General features: G+C 38.3%; 23 protein-coding genes and 1 other annotated feature. Of the genes, 22 read left to right on the top strand and 1 reads right to left on the bottom strand.

All coding sequences use genetic code 11. The annotated features are described in order from the left end of the window. Positions 1–70: 70 nt before the first annotated feature. The 6 genes from grpE (at position 71) to mtaB (ending at position 7,133) form a co-directional block, all read left to right on the top strand. On the top strand, positions 71–655 hold the full coding sequence (gene grpE / locus AC4E8C_RS17065; RefSeq protein WP_490207844.1) for a nucleotide exchange factor GrpE: 585 nt from the start codon (positions 71–73) through the stop codon (positions 653–655). 28 nt (positions 656–683) lie between these two features. After that, positions 684–2,510, top strand: a complete 1,827-nt coding sequence (dnaK, locus tag AC4E8C_RS17060; RefSeq protein ID WP_490207843.1) for a molecular chaperone DnaK — start codon at positions 684–686, stop codon at positions 2,508–2,510. Between the two features lie 229 nt (positions 2,511–2,739). Continuing rightward, positions 2,740–3,867 (top strand): molecular chaperone DnaJ, encoded by a 1,128-nt coding sequence (gene dnaJ / locus AC4E8C_RS17055; RefSeq protein WP_490207842.1) that lies wholly within the window; start codon positions 2,740–2,742, stop codon positions 3,865–3,867. Between the two features lie 16 nt (positions 3,868–3,883). Next, positions 3,884–4,825, top strand: a complete 942-nt coding sequence (prmA, locus tag AC4E8C_RS17050; protein WP_490207841.1) for a 50S ribosomal protein L11 methyltransferase — start codon at positions 3,884–3,886, stop codon at positions 4,823–4,825. Positions 4,826–5,002: 177 nt separating this feature from the next. Further along, positions 5,003–5,752 carry a 16S rRNA (uracil(1498)-N(3))-methyltransferase gene (locus AC4E8C_RS17045; RefSeq protein ID WP_490207840.1) on the top strand — a complete coding sequence of 250 codons (750 nt, stop codon included), beginning with the start codon at positions 5,003–5,005 and terminating at the stop codon, positions 5,750–5,752. A gap of 7 nt (positions 5,753–5,759) precedes the next feature. Further along, positions 5,760–7,133 carry a tRNA (N(6)-L-threonylcarbamoyladenosine(37)-C(2))-methylthiotransferase MtaB gene (mtaB, locus tag AC4E8C_RS17040; protein ID WP_490207839.1) on the top strand — a complete coding sequence of 458 codons (1,374 nt, stop codon included), beginning with the start codon at positions 5,760–5,762 and terminating at the stop codon, positions 7,131–7,133. 27 nt (positions 7,134–7,160) lie between these two features. Here the strand turns inward: mtaB and AC4E8C_RS17035 are convergent, their stop codons facing one another. Then, entirely contained in the window at positions 7,161–8,102 is a 942-nt protein-coding gene (locus tag AC4E8C_RS17035) for a Na/Pi symporter (protein ID WP_490207838.1), read from the bottom strand. Between the two features lie 200 nt (positions 8,103–8,302). Between AC4E8C_RS17035 and rpsU the strand changes: the two genes are divergently transcribed. The 16 genes from rpsU (at position 8,303) to AC4E8C_RS16955 (ending at position 21,222) form a co-directional block, all read left to right on the top strand. Beyond that, a complete protein-coding gene (gene rpsU / locus AC4E8C_RS17030) occupies positions 8,303–8,476 on the top strand; it encodes a 30S ribosomal protein S21 (protein ID WP_007087607.1) in 174 nt (57 codons plus the stop codon). A gap of 15 nt (positions 8,477–8,491) precedes the next feature. Next, positions 8,492–8,938, top strand: coding sequence for a GatB/YqeY domain-containing protein (locus AC4E8C_RS17025; protein WP_490207837.1), 447 nt, complete (start codon positions 8,492–8,494; stop codon positions 8,936–8,938). Positions 8,939–9,065: 127 nt separating this feature from the next. After that, complete coding sequence (locus tag AC4E8C_RS17020) at positions 9,066–9,701, top strand: NfeD family protein (RefSeq protein ID WP_490207836.1); 636 nt, start codon at positions 9,066–9,068, stop codon at positions 9,699–9,701. Positions 9,702–9,723: 22 nt separating this feature from the next. After that, positions 9,724–10,719, top strand: coding sequence for a flotillin-like protein FloA (gene floA, locus AC4E8C_RS17015; protein WP_490207835.1), 996 nt, complete (start codon positions 9,724–9,726; stop codon positions 10,717–10,719). Between the two features lie 36 nt (positions 10,720–10,755). Next, positions 10,756–11,211 (top strand): YqfB family membrane protein, encoded by a 456-nt coding sequence (locus AC4E8C_RS17010; RefSeq protein ID WP_490207834.1) that lies wholly within the window; start codon positions 10,756–10,758, stop codon positions 11,209–11,211. Positions 11,212–11,294: 83 nt separating this feature from the next. Continuing rightward, positions 11,295–11,597 (top strand): sporulation protein YqfC, encoded by a 303-nt coding sequence (gene yqfC, locus AC4E8C_RS17005; protein WP_490207833.1) that lies wholly within the window; start codon positions 11,295–11,297, stop codon positions 11,595–11,597. After that, on the top strand, positions 11,594–12,787 hold the full coding sequence (yqfD, locus tag AC4E8C_RS17000; protein ID WP_490207832.1) for a sporulation protein YqfD: 1,194 nt from the start codon (positions 11,594–11,596) through the stop codon (positions 12,785–12,787). Before yqfC ends, yqfD begins: the two co-directional genes overlap by 4 nt. Further along, positions 12,784–13,764 carry a PhoH family protein gene (locus AC4E8C_RS16995; RefSeq protein WP_490207831.1) on the top strand — a complete coding sequence of 327 codons (981 nt, stop codon included), beginning with the start codon at positions 12,784–12,786 and terminating at the stop codon, positions 13,762–13,764. Before yqfD ends, AC4E8C_RS16995 begins: the two co-directional genes overlap by 4 nt. Before the next feature lie 160 nt (positions 13,765–13,924). After that, positions 13,925–16,102 carry an HD family phosphohydrolase gene (locus tag AC4E8C_RS16990; protein WP_490207830.1) on the top strand — a complete coding sequence of 726 codons (2,178 nt, stop codon included), beginning with the start codon at positions 13,925–13,927 and terminating at the stop codon, positions 16,100–16,102. Continuing rightward, a complete protein-coding gene (gene ybeY / locus AC4E8C_RS16985) occupies positions 16,099–16,569 on the top strand; it encodes an rRNA maturation RNase YbeY (RefSeq protein WP_490207829.1) in 471 nt (156 codons plus the stop codon). Before AC4E8C_RS16990 ends, ybeY begins: the two co-directional genes overlap by 4 nt. Beyond that, a complete protein-coding gene (locus AC4E8C_RS16980; RefSeq protein WP_490207828.1) occupies positions 16,547–16,933 on the top strand; it encodes a diacylglycerol kinase family protein in 387 nt (128 codons plus the stop codon). The genes ybeY and AC4E8C_RS16980 overlap by 23 nt, the downstream gene beginning before the upstream one ends. Before the next feature lie 202 nt (positions 16,934–17,135). Then, positions 17,136–17,537 carry a cytidine deaminase gene (locus AC4E8C_RS16975; protein WP_490207827.1) on the top strand — a complete coding sequence of 134 codons (402 nt, stop codon included), beginning with the start codon at positions 17,136–17,138 and terminating at the stop codon, positions 17,535–17,537. Then, on the top strand, positions 17,527–18,447 hold the full coding sequence (gene era, locus AC4E8C_RS16970) for a GTPase Era (protein WP_490207826.1): 921 nt from the start codon (positions 17,527–17,529) through the stop codon (positions 18,445–18,447). Before AC4E8C_RS16975 ends, era begins: the two co-directional genes overlap by 11 nt. Positions 18,448–18,606: 159 nt before the next feature. Then, positions 18,607–18,750, top strand: a complete 144-nt coding sequence (locus AC4E8C_RS16965; protein WP_490207825.1) for a YqzL family protein — start codon at positions 18,607–18,609, stop codon at positions 18,748–18,750. Between the two features lie 34 nt (positions 18,751–18,784). Further along, positions 18,785–19,537: a DNA repair protein RecO gene (gene recO, locus AC4E8C_RS16960; protein ID WP_490212597.1), complete on the top strand. Its 753-nt coding sequence runs from the start codon at positions 18,785–18,787 to the stop codon at positions 19,535–19,537. Between the two features lie 53 nt (positions 19,538–19,590). After that, positions 19,591–19,781 (top strand) — a binding site (T-box leader). A gap of 58 nt (positions 19,782–19,839) precedes the next feature. Next, on the top strand, positions 19,840–21,222 hold the full coding sequence (locus AC4E8C_RS16955; protein ID WP_490207824.1) for a glycine--tRNA ligase: 1,383 nt from the start codon (positions 19,840–19,842) through the stop codon (positions 21,220–21,222). The last annotated feature ends 12 nt before the right edge of the window (positions 21,223–21,234 follow it).

Here is a 21,234-nt window from a genome sequence, read left to right as displayed (position 1 = left end):
ATGCTTCACCCCCTTTTCCTTGCAAATTGAATGTTTAAAATAAACAAATCCTTTAAGGGAGGTGAGTAAGTTGACAAATGAAAAAAACACAATAAATGAAGCAGTGGATATCGAAAGCACAGATCAAGTTGAACTTACCGAAGAAAATGCGGTTGAGGCTGAAACAGCTGAACAGGCTGACGTCAACCCTGTTGAGGAACAACAACTTCAAGAAATTCAACAGCTGAAGGAGAAATTAGAGGAAGCAGATAATCGCTATCTACGACTTCAAGCTGATTTTGATAATTTCCGCCGTCGCACTAGATTAGATCTAGAGGCGAGTGAAAAATATAGAGCTCAAAAATTAATAACGGATTTATTGCCGGCATTAGACAATTTTGAACGAGCTATGAAAGTTGAAACTTATAACGAACAGACCAAAGCCTTGCTGCAAGGTATGGATATGGTGTACCGTGGGTTGGTAGATGCCTTGAAAAAAGAAGGTGTTGAACCAATTGAAGCAATTGGTCAGGAGTTTGATCCGCATCGCCATCAGGCAGTCATGCAGGGTGAAGATGAGAATTATGGTTCAAACATTGTTACCGATGAATTTCAAAAAGGGTATATATTAAAGGACAGAGTAATTCGCCCTTCAATGGTGAAAGTAAATCAATAATTCTACATATAATTAGGAGGAAAAGGCAATGAGTAAAATAATTGGTATTGACCTTGGAACAACAAACTCTTGTGTGTCCGTACTTGAAGGCGGAGAACCAAAAGTAATTCCAAATCCAGAAGGAAATCGTACAACTCCATCTGTTATTGCATTTAAAAATGGAGAACGCCAAGTTGGGGAAGTGGCAAAGCGTCAAGCAATTACTAACCCTAATACAATTATCTCGATTAAACGTCATATGGGTACGAACCATAAAGAAAATATTGAAGGAAAGGATTATACTCCTCAAGAGCTTTCCGCTATTATCCTTCAATACCTAAAATCATATGCTGAAGATTATCTTGGTGAGCCAGTTACAAAGGCAGTTATCACTGTACCGGCATATTTTAATGATGCAGAGCGTCAAGCTACTAAGGATGCAGGAAAAATTGCTGGTCTTGAAGTAGAACGGATCATTAATGAGCCAACAGCTGCTGCTTTGGCATATGGCTTAGATAAGACAGACCAAGATCAAACGATTCTTGTTTATGACCTTGGTGGTGGTACTTTTGACGTTTCTATCCTTGAACTAGGTGACGGGGTGTTTGAAGTAAAAGCAACTGCTGGTGATAATCGCCTTGGTGGGGATGATTTCGACCAAGTTATTATTGATTATTTAGTAGAGCAATTTAAAAAAGAAAATGGCATTGACCTTTCTCAAGATAAAATGGCATTACAACGCTTAAAAGATGCTGCAGAAAAAGCGAAAAAAGATTTATCAGGAGTAGCTTCCACGCAGATTTCCTTGCCATTCATCACTGCAGGAGCAGCTGGACCGCTTCACCTTGAAGTATCACTAACTAGAGCAAAATTCGATGAAATCACTGCTCACCTTGTAGAACGGACGATGGGTCCTGTTCGTCAATCATTAAGCGATGCAGGATTAACACCATCTCAAATTGATAAAGTTATTCTTGTCGGTGGTTCAACAAGAATCCCAGCCGTACAAGAAGCTATTAAAAAAGCAACTGGTCAAGAACCACACCGTGGGGTTAATCCAGATGAGGTAGTAGCCATGGGAGCTGCCATTCAGGGCGGCGTTATCACAGGAGATGTAAAGGATGTCGTCCTACTTGACGTTACACCATTGTCCCTTGGTATTGAGACTATGGGTGGGGTATTTACGAAGTTAATTGATCGAAATACAACGATCCCAACCTCTAAATCACAAGTATTTTCAACTGCGGCTGATAACCAAACAGCTGTTGATATCCATGTTCTTCAAGGTGAACGTCCAATGGCTGCCAATAACAAAACGTTGGGCCGTTTCCAATTAACAGACATTCCACCAGCACCACGTGGAATTCCGCAAATTGAAGTTACTTTTGATATCGATAAAAACGGTATTGTAAATGTACGTGCAAAGGATCTTGGAACAAATAAAGAACAGCAAATTACGATTAAGTCATCTACTGGCCTTTCTGATGAAGAAATTCAAAAAATGGTTAGAGAAGCTGAAGAAAATGCTGAAGCAGATAAACAACGTAAGGAAGAAGTGGAGCTTCGTAATGAAGCAGACCAACTTGTCTTTACAACTGAAAAAACATTAAAAGACCTTGAAGGCAAGGTCGATGATGCAGAGGTTGCAAAAGCAAATGAAGCTAAAGATGCATTAAAACAAGCAATTGAAAGTAACGATTTAAATGAAATCCGTACTAAGAAAGATGCGCTTCAAGAAATTGTTCAGGCTTTAACTGTGAAGCTTTATGAACAAGCAGCTCAAGCTCAGCAAGCTCAACAGGGCGGTCAAGAAGGTGCTGCTCCTAAAGATGATGTAGTTGATGCAGAATTTGAAGAAGTAAAAGACGACAAATAATACCATCGGTTAAGCTTAGCGATACACTCATTATCTTACGGAAAAAGTCAAAGTCAGAGCTACGGGCTTTGGCTTTTTTCGCGAAAAAGAAAGAACTTAAACAAACAGCTTAGCCCTAATGCATATTATTTCCTAAGAAGTGAGCCAAACAATGATTCTTCTTTATTGCAAGAGTCCTATAATGGGTGGTACAATAATCTTTATGTGACAGATTCGGGAGTGGGTAATCATGAGTAAACGGGATTACTATGAGGTACTGGGTGTCAGTAAGAGTGCCTCAAAGGATGAAATTAAAAAAGCGTATCGTAAGTTATCTAAACAATATCATCCAGATATTAATAAAGAACCAGATGCCGCAGATAAATTTAAGGAAATAGCTGAAGCATATGAAGTGTTAAGTGACGACCAAAAGAGGGCTCAGTATGATCAATTCGGGCATACAGACCCTAACCAAGGTTTTGGCGGTGGAGATTTCGGTGGTGGTTTTGGCGGATTTGAGGATATCTTTAATACGTTCTTTGGCGGTGGCGGTGGAGCAAGACGGCGCGACCCTAACGCACCAAGGCAAGGAGCCGACCTGCAGTATACCATGACGGTATCGTTTGAAGAAGCAGCCTTTGGCAAAGAAACAGATATTGAAATCCCTCGTGAAGAAACATGTACAACATGTAATGGCTCTGGTGCAAAACCAGGTACTAAACCAGAGACATGTCAGCACTGTCATGGTACAGGACAGTTAAATGTTGAACAAAATACGCCGTTTGGCAGAATTGTAAACCGTCGTACATGTAATCACTGTAATGGAACAGGTAAAGAAATTAAACAAAAATGTTCAACCTGCGGTGGTAGAGGAAAAGTCCAAAAACGTAAAAAAATTCATGTTAAGATTCCAGCCGGTATTGATGACGGTCAACAGCTGCGTATGGCTGGACAAGGCGAAGCAGGTACAAACGGTGGTCCTGCAGGGGATCTTTATGTAGTATTCCATGTTCGCCCGCATGAATTCTTTGAACGAGATGGCGATGATATTTATTGTGAAATGCCAATTACGTTCGTCCAAGCCTCACTTGGTGATGAAATTGAGGTCCCTTCATTAAACGGAAAAGTTAAGTTGAAGATTCCTGCCGGTACTCAGACAGGTAAGAAGTTCCGTTTGAAAGGGAAAGGAATACCAAATGTACGTGGATATGGTGTAGGGGATCAATACATTATTGTTCGACTCATTACACCAACGAAGCTAACAGAAAAACAAAAGCAGCTGCTGAAAGAATTTGCAGAACTTAGTGGAAAATCACCCATTGGTGAACATGAAGAAGGCTTCTTCTCAAAAGTAAAACGAGCATTTAAAAGCGAGTAAGGATGGAGTTGGTAGTATGAAGTGGTCAGAAATTAGTATCCACACAACAAACGAAGCGATCGAACCTATTTCTAACATATTGCATGAAGCTGGGGCGAGCGGTGTAGTCATTGAAGATCCATTTGAATTGACAAAGATTAGGGAAGATCAATTCGGAGAAATCTACCAACTTAATCCAGACGATTATCCAGACGAAGGTGTCATCGTAAAAGCATATTTGCCAGTTAACAGTTTTTTAGGAGAAACGGTTGATGCTATTAAAGAATCAATTAATAACCTTATCATTTATGATATTGATTTAGGGTTAAACCATGTAACCATTAGTGAAGTGAACGAAGAAGAATGGGCCACAGCATGGAAAAAATATTATCATCCTGTTAAAATTTCAGAGAGGTTCACCATTGTTCCTACCTGGGAGATTTATGAACCGGTTAACAGTGATGAATTAATCATTGAATTAGACCCGGGGATGGCGTTTGGCACGGGGACACATCCAACAACCGTTATGTGTATCCAAGCCCTAGAACGGACGGTTAAGCCTGGTGATCGTGTGATTGATGTGGGAACGGGGTCTGGCGTACTCAGTATTGCTGCTGCAATGCTGGGTGCAGAAGATGTTAGAGCCTATGATCTTGATGAAGTGGCTGTTAAATCAGCAAGACTTAATATTAAGCTAAATAAGGTTAATAACTCAATATCTGTTTCCCAAAACAATCTTTTAGATGGTGTCGAAGAACAATCGGCTGATGTGGTTGTTGCCAATATTTTAGCTGAAGTCATTTTAAGATTTACCGACGACGTTTCCCGTGTTGTTAAACCTGGTGGAACCTTCATTGCATCCGGGATAATTCAGCCAAAGAAAGATCAGGTAAAAGAAGCCCTTATCGGAGTGGGCTTTGAAATTTCCGAAACTATTCAAATGGAAGATTGGGTTGCCCTAATTGCTAAAAAGAAATAGTGTTTTTTAAAAGGGGGATAAAAAACCCCTTTTTATTTTATGCAAGAAAAAAATATAGATATTTACTTTGAGAAATGTCCAGCCAGCGGCGCCTCGCTTTTCTCTTTTTTTAACTTTCTTTCATGACCTATCTTTAGTAAAATAAAGAGTAAAATATTTTTGAGAGGGTGCAGTCGTGTGCAACGTTACTTTGTGAACAAAAAAGCAAATGATAATCAGTTCATTATTAATGAAGAAGATCGCCATCATATTGTGAAGGTTATGCGGATGCAAATAGGCGATCAAATCATTTGCGTTGACCCGGACGGCAGTCAGGCTGTTTGCCGGCTTGCAGAAATTACCGATTCAAGTGTCGTTGTGCACGTTGTACAATGGAAAGATGAGGTTACTGAGCTGCCCATCTTCATTACGATTGCTAGTGGTCTTCCTAAGGGGGACAAGCTGGAGTGGATTATCCAAAAAGGTACGGAACTTGGGGCACATCAGTTTCTTCCGTTTACTGCCGCCCGTTCGGTTGTGAAATGGGACGAAAAGAAAAGTGCAAAAAAATTAGACCGATGGCAAAAAATTGCCAAAGAAGCTGCGGAACAATCCCATCGTGCCTATTTGCCTAGGATTATCAATCCCCTAAGCTTTAAAGCAATGCTGGCAGAAAGTAAGGTTTACGATTATAAATTAGCTGCCTTTGAGGATGAAAGTAGAAATGGTGAAACGTCTATTTTTTCCTCAACCCTTCAAAAAATAAAAAGTGGTGAATCACTATTATTGGTTTTTGGACCTGAAGGCGGGTTAGCAGAAGAGGAAGTACAGCTTTTAAAGGAACATGGTTTTGATTTATGTGGATTAGGACCAAGAATTTTAAGAACGGAAACGGCTCCATTGTATTCGCTTGCGGCCATTTCCTACCATTTTGAACTATTGAGGTGAGATTCCAATGGCAACAGTTGCGTTTCATACACTAGGATGTAAAGTGAACCATTATGAAACAGAGGCCATCTGGCAGTTGTTTAAACAAGAAGGTTACGAACGGGTTGATTTTGAATCAATTTCCGATGTTTATATTATTAATACTTGTACCGTTACAAATACAGGTGATAAGAAAAGCCGCCAAGTAATCCGGCGTGCGGTCAGGAAAAATCCTGATGCGGTTATATGTGTAACCGGCTGCTATGCGCAAACATCACCAGCAGAAATTATGGCTATTCCTGGTGTTGATATTGTTGTGGGCACGCAGGATCGGGTGAAAATGCTTGATTACATTGAACAATTTAAAGCTGAACGTCAACCAATAAATGGCGTCGGGAATATTATGAAAAACCGTGTTTACGAAGAGCTTGACGTACCATCCTTTACAGACAGAACACGGGCATCCTTGAAAATTCAAGAAGGATGTAATAATTTCTGTACCTTCTGTATCATTCCATGGGCTCGTGGATTAATGAGATCTCGTGATCCCAAAGAGGTCATTCACCAAGCCCAGCAACTCGTGGATGCAGGTTATAAGGAAATCGTACTAACTGGTATTCATACTGGCGGATATGGAGAAGACCTTAAGGAATATAATCTTGCCGCATTGCTTCGAGATTTGGAAGCAGGGGTAAAAGGTCTAGAACGCTTGCGTATTTCCTCGATTGAAGCTAGTCAAATAACAGATGAAGTTATTGGGGTTATAAACCAATCCAATATTGTAGTCCGTCATTTGCATATCCCGATTCAATCTGGTTCAAATACTGTGTTAAAAAGAATGCGTCGGAAATATACAATGGAATTCTTTGGGGAAAGATTAGAGCGTTTGAAGGAAGTCTTGCCAGGTCTAGCCGTTACTTCAGATGTAATTGTCGGGTTTCCTGGGGAAACAGAAGAAGAGTTTATGGAGACTTATAATTTTATTAAAAAGTATAAATTCTCTGAACTCCATGTCTTCCCGTATTCAAAACGTACTGGCACACCTGCCGCACGTATGGAAGATCAAGTAGACGAAGAAGTGAAGAATGAACGTGTTCACCGCTTGATTTCTCTTTCAGATCAGCTTGCGAAGGAATATGCTTCACTTTTTGAAGGGGATGTTTTAGAAGTCATTCCTGAAGAAGAATACAAAGAACAACCAGAGTCAGGGCTGTATATGGGTTATTCAGATAACTATTTGAAAGTAGTTTTCCCAGCTACGGAAGAAATGATTGGTAAAATTGTCAAAGTTAAAATTACTAAAGCAGGTTACCCATATAATGAAGGGGAATTTGTACGTGTAATTGAGGATTCAGCGTCAATTAAACAAGAAGTATTTTCAAAAGAAGAAGCTGCTATATAAGGAGAAAGGACCCAAAAAGGGTCCTTTTTATGTTATCGGTTTTTTTGGCTTTCGATCATGTAAAAATAAAATCATTTCCCCGAACTTTGTTGCAAAAGGTAAAATAAGTAAGGAGGTTGCTACATTAAAAATAACACTTATATGCGCTAACTGAACATCTGTTTTACTAGCAAGGAATCTGGCATTTTCCGTAAGGAACGGAATCAAAGGAATGAAAATCAATACCCCAAATACATTAAGCCATATATGGGCAAAGGCAGCTAGTCTGGATTCTTTTCCTCCACCGACCGAAGCGATAACAGCAGTAATGCAGGTGCCGATGTTCGCACCAAGGACGATGGCAATACCGGCATCAAGCTGAAGCAGACCAGCTGTTAAAAACCCCATAGCAATCCCAGTCATTGCTGTACTTGATTGAATAATCGATGTAATGATGGTTCCAGTTAAGAGACTTAAGACAATATTATCATTAATAGATAAAATGAATTTGTTAATGAAAGGCATTGTGGTTAATGGCTGAGCCAGCAATTCGAACCCTTTCATCGCAGTAAACACAGAGGCAATCCCGAATAGCAGCATGCCAATACTTCTTGCTTTTTTATTTTTAAATAAGATAAGCAACGCACCAGCAACAGCGAGGGGAACGAGAATGGCATCCAAATCAAACGTAATTAATTCGGTTTTAAAGGTTGTGCCAATATTGGTCCCAAGTATTATTCCGATGGACTGCGGGAAAGTCATGATTCTGGCTGAAATTAACCCTATTGTAATCACCATAACCGCAGAACTGCTCTGCAACAGAGCTGTGATAAACGTCCCCGTGACCATTCCTTTTAAGGGTGTACTTGTTAATTTAATTAGCCATGTCTTCAATTTATTAGCAGATAAATTAAATAGTCCAAATCTAATGATCGTCATTCCAAAAACAAATAATAATATGCAAAGTATAAATAATAATATGTAGAGCATTGAATTGTCCCCCCTCATTCATTGTATGGTCAAGGGAGCACGGACATGCTATTTATTTAAACAAGCATTAAATGAATAAATAATGGCTCGTTTCGTTAATCATGAAGAAATACAGTTGACCTTGTTTCAAGGTTATATTATAATTGCATGGTACATGGATTGAATGTTAGTGTGTTGTGTTTCGGAGGGAGGGAAAGAGAATGTCTAAAACCGTCGTTCGTAAAAACGAATCGCTTGAAGATGCTCTTCGTCGCTTCAAACGTACAGTATCAAAAACTGGTACTTTGCAAGAGGCAAGAAAGCGCGAATTTTATGAAAAACCAAGTGTAAAACGTAAGAAAAAGTCTGAAGCAGCTAGAAAACGTAAGTTTTAAGAGAGGGTGTATTACATGAGTCTTCTCGAGCGTTTGAACAATGATATGAAACAAGCGATGAAAAGTAAGGAAAAAGACAAACTTTCGGTTATTCGGATGGTGAAAGCTTCGTTGCAAAATGAAGCTATTAAGCTCGGTACAAAAGAGCTTTCCGATGATGCAGAGTTAACAGTCCTTTCTCGCGAAGTAAAACAACGCAAAGACTCCCTCCATGAATTTGATAAGGCTGGTCGTCAAGACCTAGTTGATAAATTGCGTACGGAACTCTCGATTGTAGAGCTATATTTACCGAAACAGCTTACCGAAGAGGAGCTTTCAGATATCGTGAAAGAAACGATTGAGGAAGTCGGCGCAAAATCAAAAGCAGATATGGGAAAAGTGATGGCTGCTATTATGCCTAAAGTAAAGGGTAAAGCAGATGGTTCGCTCGTAAATAAATTTGTACAACAACACCTTTCATAGTATTCTGACATAAAGACTATAGGTTTTATTACCTATAGTCTTTTTACATTTATTATGAGAAATGAAACCTTTTTGTCTGTTAGACGTAATACCTATAGTCAGATAGAATAGGAAGGGGGGCCTTTACATGATTCAATTTCTTACTGACCCAATTGTTGTAACCGTTCTTTTAACGATTGCGGGAGTTGGAATTGTTATTGAGCTTTTTTCGGCAAAGTTTGGTGTGGCAGGGTTTATTGGAATATTAGCGCTGATTGTTTTCTTTTATGCACATTTTCAAGCAGGGCTGGCAGGGTATGGAACCTTATTTTTGTTTGTGGCGGGACTTCTGTTGATTTTCTTGGAATTCTTTTTGCCTGGAGCTGTTTCAGGAACACTTGGGATAGCTGCCCTGATTCTTAGTCTCTTTTTAGCAGGAGAAAATGCCATCCAAATGAGTGTTTCAATCTTAATCGCGCTTTTCCTTTCAATTACGGTTTTCTTTATGATGATTAAGATATTTGGCAAAAAGCTTGTTCTTTTCAATAAAATGGTGTTATCAGATTCAGCTAGAAAAGAAGATGGGTATGTTTCAAATATTAATCGGACTGATCTTTTAGGAAAAGAAGGCATTGCCATTACCATTCTTCGTCCGGCTGGGACTATCATTATGAATAATGAGCGAGTTGACGCTGTAAGTGAAGGAGGCTTTATCAGCCAATATGCTAAAGTGAAGGTCATTAAGGTGGAAGGGGCTCGTATTGTCGTTAGAGAGGTTAAATAAATTCACTAGGAGGTTTGAGTAAATGGATATAGTATCTGGTGGAACTATTTTTATTATTGCAGTTGTGGTAATTGCCCTAATCTTTTTTGGTATTTTATTATCGTTTGTACCAGTCATGCTATGGATTTCTGCACTTGCTGCAGGAGTGCGCATAAGTATTTTTACATTAGTGGGTATGAGACTTAGAAGGGTAACACCAAGCAGAGTTGTTAATCCGCTTATTAAGGCACATAAAGCAGGCTTAAACGTTACGACTAATCAGCTCGAGAGCCATTACCTTGCAGGAGGAAATGTTGACAGGGTGGTTAATGCTCTAATTGCGGCACACCGCGCTAATATTGAATTATCCTTTGAACGCTGTGCTGCCATTGACCTTGCAGGCCGGGATGTTTTAGAAGCAGTCCAAATGAGTGTAAATCCAAAGGTTATTGAAACACCATTTATTGCAGGTGTTGCCATGAACGGTATTGAGGTAAAAGCAAAAGCAAGAATTACAGTCCGTGCCAATATAGAACGTCTCGTCGGTGGTGCAGGAGAAGAAACGGTTGTGGCTCGTGTAGGTGAGGGGGTCGTCTCAACGATTGGTTCATCGGACAGTCATAGTAAAGTATTGGAAAATCCGGATCTGATCTCACAAACAGTTCTTTCAAAGGGACTCGATGCCGGTACAGCCTTTGAAATTCTGTCGATTGATATAGCGGATGTGGACATTGGTAAAAACATAGGGGCAGAATTACAAACAGAGCAAGCAGAAGCTGATAAGAAGATTGCTCAGGCTAAAGCGGAGGAACGAAGAGCAATGGCCGTGGCTCTAGAACAAGAAATGAAAGCGAAGGTACAGGAAATGAGGGCAAAAGTTGTGGAATCAGAAGCAGAGGTTCCGCTTGCCATGGCTGAAGCACTTAAATCAGGTAATATTGGTGTAATGGACTATATGAATTTTAAAAACATTTCTGCTGATACAGAGATGAGAGGATCAATTGGTAAAATCACCGGTGACAAGAAGGATGAAAAGTAAAACCCACTTTGAAATAAAAAGGAGGGTATAAGTGTTTTGGAAACAATATTATTCTTGATTATTGCCGGCGTCCTTTCAACAATTTTTAGCAAAGGAAAGAGCAAAGGAACCACATCGGCAAAAAAACCATTTTCAACTAAAAGCATGAAGGAAATTCGAAACCTCTTTACAGAGTTTACTAATAATGAGATGAATAAAACAAGACCAATTAAATCAGATATAAAAGCAGATTCGCACATAAACAACTTAAAAACTCTTGAACAAGAATATCAGCAAGTTAGGCAAGAGTCTGAATCCAGCCGAATGGGAATCGCCGCTTCACGTCAACAAGCAGAAAAGACTAATGAGAGGTCAATCAAGAGTAAGCTCGAAGAAAATGAAGCAGTTAACTTAGAAAAACCAGATGCCAATACATTAGTGAATGGAATTATTTGGTCGGAAATTCTAGGGGAACCTCGCTCGAAAAATCCTTATAGGGCAAAAAGACGCTAATTTAATCAATAATTCAATTCCGAAAAGTGTGCTAGAACCCTCTTTCATTTCATAAATATGAGATGAAAGGGGGTTCTTTTTTTATGGCAAAAAAATGGAGCCAGCGCGTTCGAAACTGGATGGCTGTTAAAATGGATCTTCCTCAAGATGTCATGATGGATTTGCCGCGCATTACGATGATTGGTCAAATCCACATTTATGTTGAAAATCACCGAGGCCTGTTGGCATTTACTGATAAAGAACTCCGTTTATTGTTAAAGCAGGGACAACTATTAATTAAAGGCAAATCATTTGTCATCAAAACCATATTACCCGAGGAGATCTTACTGGAAGGAAAAATTGATCAGGTCATTTACATAAATGATAATGCGGGAGGAGCAAAATGAAGAACCAATGGATTGAATTTATATTTGGCAGGGTTACTGTTAAAGTATCAGGAAGGGGGATAGAGCGTTTTTTAAATGTTTTAACAAGAAACGGCCATCATATTTGGAATGTTAAACGGCATGGCACAGAAACGATTACATTTAAAATGCGACTTCAGGACGCTTTGAAGATCAGGCAGTATGCAAGAAAAAGTGAATGTTCTATTTCTTTTTTACAACGCAGTGGTGCACCGTTTTTAATAAAAAGACTATTGAAAAATAGTGGCTTTATGCTGGGAGCTGCCGCTTTTTTATGTACCATTTTAGTTTTATCAAATATGATTTGGGGGATTGAAATAAAAGGGGCAAAGCCTGATACAGAATACCAAATTCGCAAAGAATTGGACAAGATGGGTGTGAAAATTGGCAAAGTACAATTCTTTGTAGAAAATGTTGAGGGCATTCAAAGACGGTTAACCAATAACATTAATGCCTTAACATGGGTTGGGGTGGAATTAAAGGGGACAACCTACCATCTTCAAGTGGTAGAAAAGAATGAGCCTAAAAAGGCTGAGCAATTATCACCACAAAATCTAGTCGCGAAAAAGAAGGCCATCATTGTCAAAATGTTTGTTGAAACAGGGCAAAAGGTTGTTGATATTAATGACCATGTTGAACCTGGTCAATTATTGGTATCAGGTGCTTTTGGTCAAGAGGATAACCCAGAATTGACTGCAGCTAGGGGTGAGGTTTGGGGCGAAACTTGGTATAAAAGCCATGTCGAGCTCCCCTTGGTCACCAATTTTAAGGTTTATAACGGCAAAGAAGAACAAAAACAATCATTGTTAATAGGTAAACTGGAAATTCCCGTTTGGGGGTTTGGAAAAACTGATTTTAAGAAATTTGAAACGGAAGAGTACATTCATAAAATCCATTTTTTAAAGTGGGAATTGCCGATTTCTTACGTTAATAAAACAATTCGGGAGCGGGAAGAGTATCAACGTACTTATACAAATAAAGAAGCAGAAGAATTAGCAATAGAGCTAGCAAAAAAACAAATAAAAAACAACTTAGATGAAGATGCTATCATTAAAGATGAAAAAATTTTACACAAAGCAATTGAAAATGGTAAAGTTATACTAGATATCCATTTCAAAGTAATTGAAAATATTGCAGTCGGACGACCAATATCCAAGGAGACTCCTGAATGACAGAAAAATTAACTACCATAAATGTGCAACTAGAAAATCCGGCAGAGGCCATAAACCTGCTTGGGAATTCTGACCAAAACTTAAAGATCATTGAACAAGAACTTAGTGTTTCCATTATTACTAGAGGAGAATCTGTAAGTCTGTCAGGTGATGAAGAAAAGGTCACCATGGCCGAACAGATTATCGATCGATTAATCTTTGTCATCCGGAAAGGAATTAACATTGGACAAAGAGATGTGCTATATGCGATTCAAATGGCACAAAAAGGAATGCTTGATTATTTCGTGAATCTATATGATGAAGAAATCGCCAAAAATGTCAAAGGGAAAGCTATTCGTATTAAAACACTTGGTCAAAAACAATATGTAACGGCTATAAAGAAAAATGATTTAGTTTTCGGCATTGGACCTGCTGGGACAGGTAAAACCTATCTTGCCGTTGTAATGGCTGTAACGGCCCTTAAAGGTGGACAGGTAAATAAAATTATTTTAACAAGGCCTGCTGTAGAAGCTGGGGAAAGTTTAGGTTTTTTACCTGGCGATTTAAAAGAAAAGGTCGATCCTTATTTAAGACCCTTGTACGATGCTCTCAATGACGTTCTAGGGGCTGAGCATACCCAAAGGTTAATTGAACGTGGCACAATTGAAATCGCACCGCTTGCTTATATGAGGGGGCGTACATTGGATGATGCATTTGTTATCTTAGATGAGGCTCAAAATACAACACATGCACAGATGAAGATGTTTTTGACTAGGCTTGGCTTTGGCTCAAAAATGGTGATTACCGGAGATCAAACGCAGGTTGATTTACCTAAGGGTGCTAAATCTGGTTTAATAATGGCAGAAGAAATTTTGCAAAATGTTAATGGTATTTCATTCATCTTTTTAGAACAAAGCGACGTTGTCCGTCATCCGCTTGTCGGTAGAATTATTGCAGCCTATGAGAAAAGGGATAACCAACAAGGACACAAGGGGTAAACCTGAATGGTTTATCCCTTTTTTCCATATGTAAATGTCGTTTTTTTAAAAGATGAAACTTTTTATTAAAACTGTTATCATTTTACATAAAGTACTCTTTCAGTAATAATAGGAATATTTGCTGCATAGGGGTTTAAGGGCCGTGTTTGGAGGGATATAGTTGGATAAACTACAGCAGTACTTCATACGGATACGGAAGTTACTCGATATTATCTTTTTTCGAATACTTTTTTTTCTTGTATTAGGGATTGTTCTGTTTGGAGCCATGTACAGTAACGTAAAACCTGAAAAGTTGGAATTGAGTTTGTTTTCTGTTGCTGAAAAAACAATTCGCTCTCCTGGCACTGTGGAGGATAAAGAAAGTACTGAAAATAAGCGAAAAGATGCACTTGATCAAGTACAGGATGTTTATACCTTAAAAAAAGAATATACACAAAACAGAGTTGATTTAATCACTTCTATATTTCAATCAGCGATAGAGGTAAATGATGAGATTAAAGAAGAATTAAAGAAACAGGAAGAGCTGGCTGCTGAAGAAACCCATGTTAAATCGGAACCGAGCGCAACAGAAAAAGTAACAAGGTTAAAAGCAAAATTGACTTCAAGTGTTTCGAAAGACGTATCTGATCAGGTGTTTTCAGCTTTGGTCCAATCCAGTAATGATGAATTGTCGATTGCAAAGGATTTGACGGTTACAGCCATTAATAATGTAATGTCGTCAAGGATTTCTGCTGATGATGTTGAAAATGCCAAAAAAAAGGTCGAAGAAGAATTAAAATTTAACAGCTTAAATGATAATTTAAGATTGGCTGCCATTGATTTAGGCAGGTATGCAGTTATTCAAAATGAGTTTTATGATCCTAATGCAACAGAAGAGCTTAGGCAGCAGGCCTCAGAAAGTGTCGAGCCGGTAAAAATTCTCCAAGGTCAAATTATTGTTGAAGAAGGAGAATTAATTAATCAGGACATTTATCGACAATTAAAATTGGTCGGTCTGTTAAATAATAATAAATCTTATAAGCCATTTATCGGTTTAATCGCCATGATTACCATCTTACTTGCAGGGATCTATTATTACTTTTACCAAATGAAATCTCTTCCAGAGCAAAGGCAAACTTCCTTGCTGCTATTTGGGCTGATTTTCATTCTTTCAATCTTCATAATGAAAATCATTAGCATGTTACAAATTTTTAATTTTGCTGGTATTGGATACATATTTCCCGCGGCAATGGGAGGAATGCTGATTAAGATTTTGATTGATGAAAAACTTGCTATCCTTATGTCAATCGTCATGGCGGTTTGTGGGAGCATCCTATTCAATGAGGGGATAACCGGTACTTTCAACTTTTCAATCGGCATATACATTATCTTCAGCGCCCTAGCAGCGATCTTGTTTTTGAATAAACATAATCAACGTTCGAAAATTTTACAGGCTGGTACATTCGCGGCAATTGTAAATGTGTTGTCAATTGGTGCCTTGATTTTGTTGCCAAATGGACAGTTTACAGGGATTGAGTACGGTTACTATGTTATTACTGCGCTTGTATCGGGTATCGGGTCTGCTGTTTTAACGATTGGACTACTGCCATTTTTTGAGGCTAGTTTCGGAATTCTATCAACTATGAGGTTAATAGAGCTATCAAATCCTAACCATCCACTACTGAGAAAAATTTTAATGGAGTCTCCAGGTACGTATCATCATAGTGTTATGGTGGCAAATTTAGCTGAATCTGCCTGTGAAGCGATAGGGGCAAATGGTCTATTAGCAAGAGTTGGCAGTTATTATCATGATATTGGAAAAACGAAAAGACCAAACTTCTTTATTGAAAACCAAATGCACCATGATAATCCCCATGACCGCTTGCCGCCGGATAAAAGTGCTCATATCATTATTGCTCATGTCACAGATGGATCGGCTATATTAAAGAAATATCATATGCCAAAAGAAATTATTGATATTGCGGAGCAGCATCATGGGACAACATTGTTAAAATTCTTTTATCACAAAGCACTGCAAAATAATCCTGAAACAAAGGACGAAGATTTTCGTTATCCAGGACCAAAGGCGCAAACGAAGGAGTCGGCAGTCGTTGGAATTGCAGATAGTGTGGAAGCAGCAGTACGTTCCTTATCACAGCCTACCCCTGAATTAATTGAATCGCTAGTGAAGAAAATTGTGGCCGACCGACTTCAAGATGATCAATTAAATGAATGTGATATTACCATTAAAGAGATTGAAACAGTGTCTCACACATTATGTGAGACATTAAAGGGAATATTTCATTCAAGAATTGAATACCCAGAATTGACAAAAACAAAGAAGGTGAAGCAAGCATGACATTACTAATAGATTGTATCGATGAAACAAATGAAGTATCTGAACAACAAATGCTTGAAATTGAAAGGTTAATAAATTTTGCGGCAAAGAAATTAAACATTGAGGAACAAAGTGAAGTATCTGTCACCTTTGTTTCCAATGAAAGAATTCAGGAAATTAACCGAGAATATCGGGATAAAGATGCGCCAACAGATGTCATTTCATTTGCTATGGAAGAGCTTGGTGAAGGCGAAGTGGCCTTAACTGGGGTTGAAATGCCCCGTGTTTTGGGGGATATTATTATTTCTATCCCCAGAACAAAGGAACAGGCAGAGGAATATGGTCATTCTTTTGAGCGAGAATTGGGTTTTTTAGCGGTTCATGGTTTTCTCCACCTTTTAGGTTATGACCATATGACTCCTGAAGATGAGAAGGAAATGTTCACATTGCAAAAGGAAATTTTAAATGATTATGGACTCACAAGATAAACGTCCAATATTTTCGTTTATTCATTCATTTAAGTTTGCTTTAATGGGCATCTTAACGGCACTTAAAAAGGAACGAAACATGCGGTTCCACCTAGTATGTTCAATGCTTGTGCTGATGATTTCCTTTTATTTATCTATTACAAAAATAGAGTGGGTCCTCATCCTTTTCGCCATTGGAGGGATGTTTGTTCTGGAATTAATCAATACCGCTATTGAACGAGTGGTGGATCTCGTTACAAGCGAATATCATCCACTTGCCAAACAGGCTAAGGATATTGCAGCAGGAGCTGTATTGGTTTATGCTGTTATCTCAGTGGTAATTGGAATTATCATCTTTTTACCATATCTTCACCACTTGTTTTAAAGGAAATCCTAGGTCTAATTTGAAAAAGGAAATCAAATTAGATAAAATGACATAATTAACTTTTAGTTAAAGATGGTAATTATGAGAAAATTCTAATTTTTAAAAATTTTTATATTACTTTTTTGCTACAACTAATGATTTTCTCTTAATTATGCTGTAAAATAAAGAAACAGCAGAACCTTGCTGGAAGGGAAGAGTTTTTGTGAATATCGAAAGATTAATTGAAGAAGCAAAAAAAGCAAGAGAAAGAGCATATGTTCCATATTCAAGGTTTGGTGTTGGAGCAGCCCTTTTAACAACAGATGGAAAAGTATATCACGGCTGTAATATTGAAAATGCCGCATATAGTATGTGCAACTGCGCTGAGCGAACCGCCCTTTTTAAGGCATACTCAGAAGGTGATCGCGATTTTCAGATGCTAGCAGTTATTGCCGATACTGATCGCCCTTGTTCCCCTTGTGGTGCGTGCAGACAAGTAATTTCAGAATTATGCCCAAGTGACATGAAGGTCGTCCTAACAAACCTTAAAGGTGATACGAAAGAACTGACAGTAGCAGAGTTATTGCCAGGTGCCTTTGCACCGGAGGATTTACATGGTGAATAATGGGAATGGAAACGCATACAAGTCAGGATTTATTTCGATCATCGGACGGCCAAATGTGGGGAAATCCACCTTTTTAAATCGAGTAATTGGTCAAAAAATAGCCATTATGAGTGATAAACCGCAGACCACACGCAATAAAATTCAAGGTGTATTATCACAAACAGACGCTCAAATGATTTTCATTGATACACCTGGTATCCATAAACCAAAACATAAACTGGGCGATTTTATGATGAAGGTTGCACAAAATACACTAAAAGAAGTTGATTTAATTTTATTTATGGTAAATGCGGAAGAAGGATTTGGCCGTGGTGAAGAATTTATCTTAGAAAAATTTAAAACAGTAAACACACCAATCTTTCTTGTAATTAATAAAATTGATCAAATTCATCCAGATAATTTGTTGCCTATTATAGAATCGTATAAAGAAAAATATGATTTTAAAGAAATCGTTCCTATATCAGCCCTTGAAGGAAATAATGTGGATCGTCTTTTGGAGCAAATAAAAGGCTTTCTACCAGAGGGACCGCAATATTATCCCGCTGACCAGGTAACCGATCATCCAGAGCGATTCATTATTACAGAATTAATAAGGGAGAAAGCGCTGCACTTAACTAGGGAAGAAATCCCCCATTCATTAGCGGTTGTTCTTGATAAAATGGAGCGGCGAGAAGATAAAGATATTATTAATGTTATGGCAACAATTATTGTGGAGAGAGATTCACAAAAGGGTATCATAATTGGAAAGCAAGGCAGCATGCTGAAAGAAATCGGTAAGCGGGCCCGGACCGATATTGAAAATCTACTAGGGTCAAAAGTGTTTTTAGAACTATGGGTTAAAGTTCAAAAGGATTGGCGTAATAAGATGTCCCAACTCCGTGATTATGGCTTTAATGAAGATGAATATTAAAAATCAACCCTAATTACAATATTATCTGACAGATAAGATTATGCATGGACAACATTAACAATTATTTCGTCTTATGATTTTAGCTAAGGCAGGCTATGATATTAATAAGGTTTGGGAGTAACTTTAGGCTAGTCTAAATAATGAAAGGTGGGGTTTTCGATGATGGATTTTACGTGGAAAGTATTCCTTCAGACAGGTAATATTGACACATATCTTCTCTTCAAAGAACTTGAGAAGGAAAACCAAGAAATACCCGGAAATCAGAGTGAAGAGCTAGCACAAATAGATTTTCCCGTTTCATAAGTTTGTTTTTGCGTAATTTAAGAAGGTGACAATGATGCTTCAGAAATGTGAAGGCATCGTGATTAGAACGACAGATTATGGTGAAAATAATAAAATAGTGACCCTATATACAAGGGAATGGGGAAAGATTGGTGTAATGGCTCGTGGAGCCAAAAAGCCTAATAGCCGTCTTTCCGCCATTACCCAGCTTTTTACACATGGATATTTTCTATTGCAAAGAGGGTCTGGCCTAGGGAGTTTACAGCAAGGGGAAATTAATACTTCTATGCGTTCAATAGGGGAAGATATCTTTTTAACGGCGTATGCAAGTTATATTGTTGAATTAACCGATAAATGTACAGAAGATCATAAGCCCAATCCCTACCATTTTGAATTGCTTTTTCAAACATTACATTACATGAATGAAGGCTACGACCCGGATATTCTCATGAATATATATGAGATGAAAATGTTAAATGTAATGGGTATGCACCCTATTTTAAATCAGTGTTCCGTTTGTGGGAGTACAGACGGACATTTTTCTTTTTCGATTCGTGAAGGTGGATTAATTTGCCATCGTTGTCTAGGTAAGGATCCTTATCATTTTAAATTATCACCAGCTGCAGTAAAATTATTACGGCTCTTTTATCATATTGATCTTTCAAGGTTAGGAAATATTTCTGTTAAAGAAGAAACAAAGGCTGAATTAAAAAAAGTTATAACAGCCTATTATGAAGAATACTCAGGTCTTCATCTCAAAACAAAGAAGTTTTTAGATTCAATGGATCAATTTCGAAATCTCTTATAACCAACTTGTTGACAATGTTTGGAGTTTTCGTTACTATTTCTTTAATTAATAAAATAGTTGCTGTGACGGAAAGTAGTAATTGGTCCTCTCTATAGAAGCGAACCTAGGATGGTGTGAGCTAGGGTATAGAGTCCCAATGAAGGCGTTCCTGAGCGATAAGTTGTTGTTTTGACACAACACATTCAAGGAGGCTGCTTTTTTAGCAGCAAATAGGGTGGAACCGCGGGTAACTCTCGTCCCTATGCTTAAATTTAAGCATAGAGGCGAGAGTTTTTTATTTTTAATGAAAAGGAGCAAAAAAAATGAATGTAACAATGGATCAAATTGTTTCGCACGCCAAGCACAGAGGATTTATCTTTCCAGGTTCAGAGATATATGGAGGTCTTGCAAACACTTGGGATTACGGCCCTTTAGGCGTCGAATTTAAAAATAATATAAAGCAAGCTTGGTGGAAAAAATTTGTTCAAGAGTCCCCTTACAATGTGGGCTTAGATGCAAGTATCCTAATGAACCCAAGAACTTGGGAAGCATCTGGCCATATTGGTAACTTTAATGATCCGATGATTGATTGTAAAAATTGTAAAGCTCGTCACCGTGCAGATAAATTAATTGAAAATGCACTTGAAGCAAAAGGAATCGAAATGGTTGTTGATGGATTACCATTTGAAAAAATGGAAGAACTCATTAAAGAACATCAGATTGCCTGCCCTGATTGTGGCAGCCATGATTTTACAGGGATTCGTCAATTCAATTTAATGTTTAAAACTTTCCAAGGCGTAACAGAAACTAGTACAAACGAAATCTTCCTTCGCCCAGAAACGGCACAAGGTATTTTTGTTAATTTTAAAAATGTACAACGGACAATGAGAAAGAAATTACCATTTGGGATTGCACAAATAGGAAAAAGTTTCCGTAATGAAATAACTCCAGGTAATTTTACCTTCCGTACTAGAGAGTTTGAACAAATGGAACTTGAATTTTTCTGTAAACCAGGTGATGAGCTAAAATGGTTCGATTACTGGAAGCAATATGCAGAACAATGGTTACTGTCATTAGGACTGACAAAAGAGAATTTAAGACTTCGCGATCATTCCGAAGATGAACTTTCCCATTATAGTAACGCAACGACGGACTTTGAATTTAAATTCCCATTCGGCTGGGGAGAATTATGGGGTGTGGCATCAAGGACTGATTATGATTTAAAACAACATATGGAGTTTTCAGGTGAAGATTTCCATTACCTTGACCCAGAAACAAACGAAAAGTATGTCCCATTCTGTATTGAACCATCACTTGGTGCAGATCGCGTCACACTTGCATTTTTAATAGATGCCTACGATGAGGAGCAATTAGAGGATGGTACATCAAGAACTGTTATGCATTTCCACCCAGCCTTGGCGCCGTTTAAAGCAGCCATTCTTCCTTTATCAAAAAAATTGTCTGAGGAGGCAAAAGAGGTATTTGCCACTTTATCTAAGTATTTCACTGTGGATTATGATGAAGCGGGTTCAATTGGTAAACGGTACCGCCGCCATGATGAAATTGGCACACCATATTGTATTACGTATGACTTTGATTCAAAAGAAGACCATATGGTTACGATACGTGATCGGGACACGATGGAACAAAAACGGGTTGCCATTTCAGAGCTTGTAAACTTCCTTCAAGAGAAGATGGCTTTCTAAGAAGAGGCGCGG

The organism is Neobacillus sp. SRL179 (genome assembly GCF_984799095.1).
This window is presented reverse-complemented; position numbering and strand designations above follow the sequence as displayed.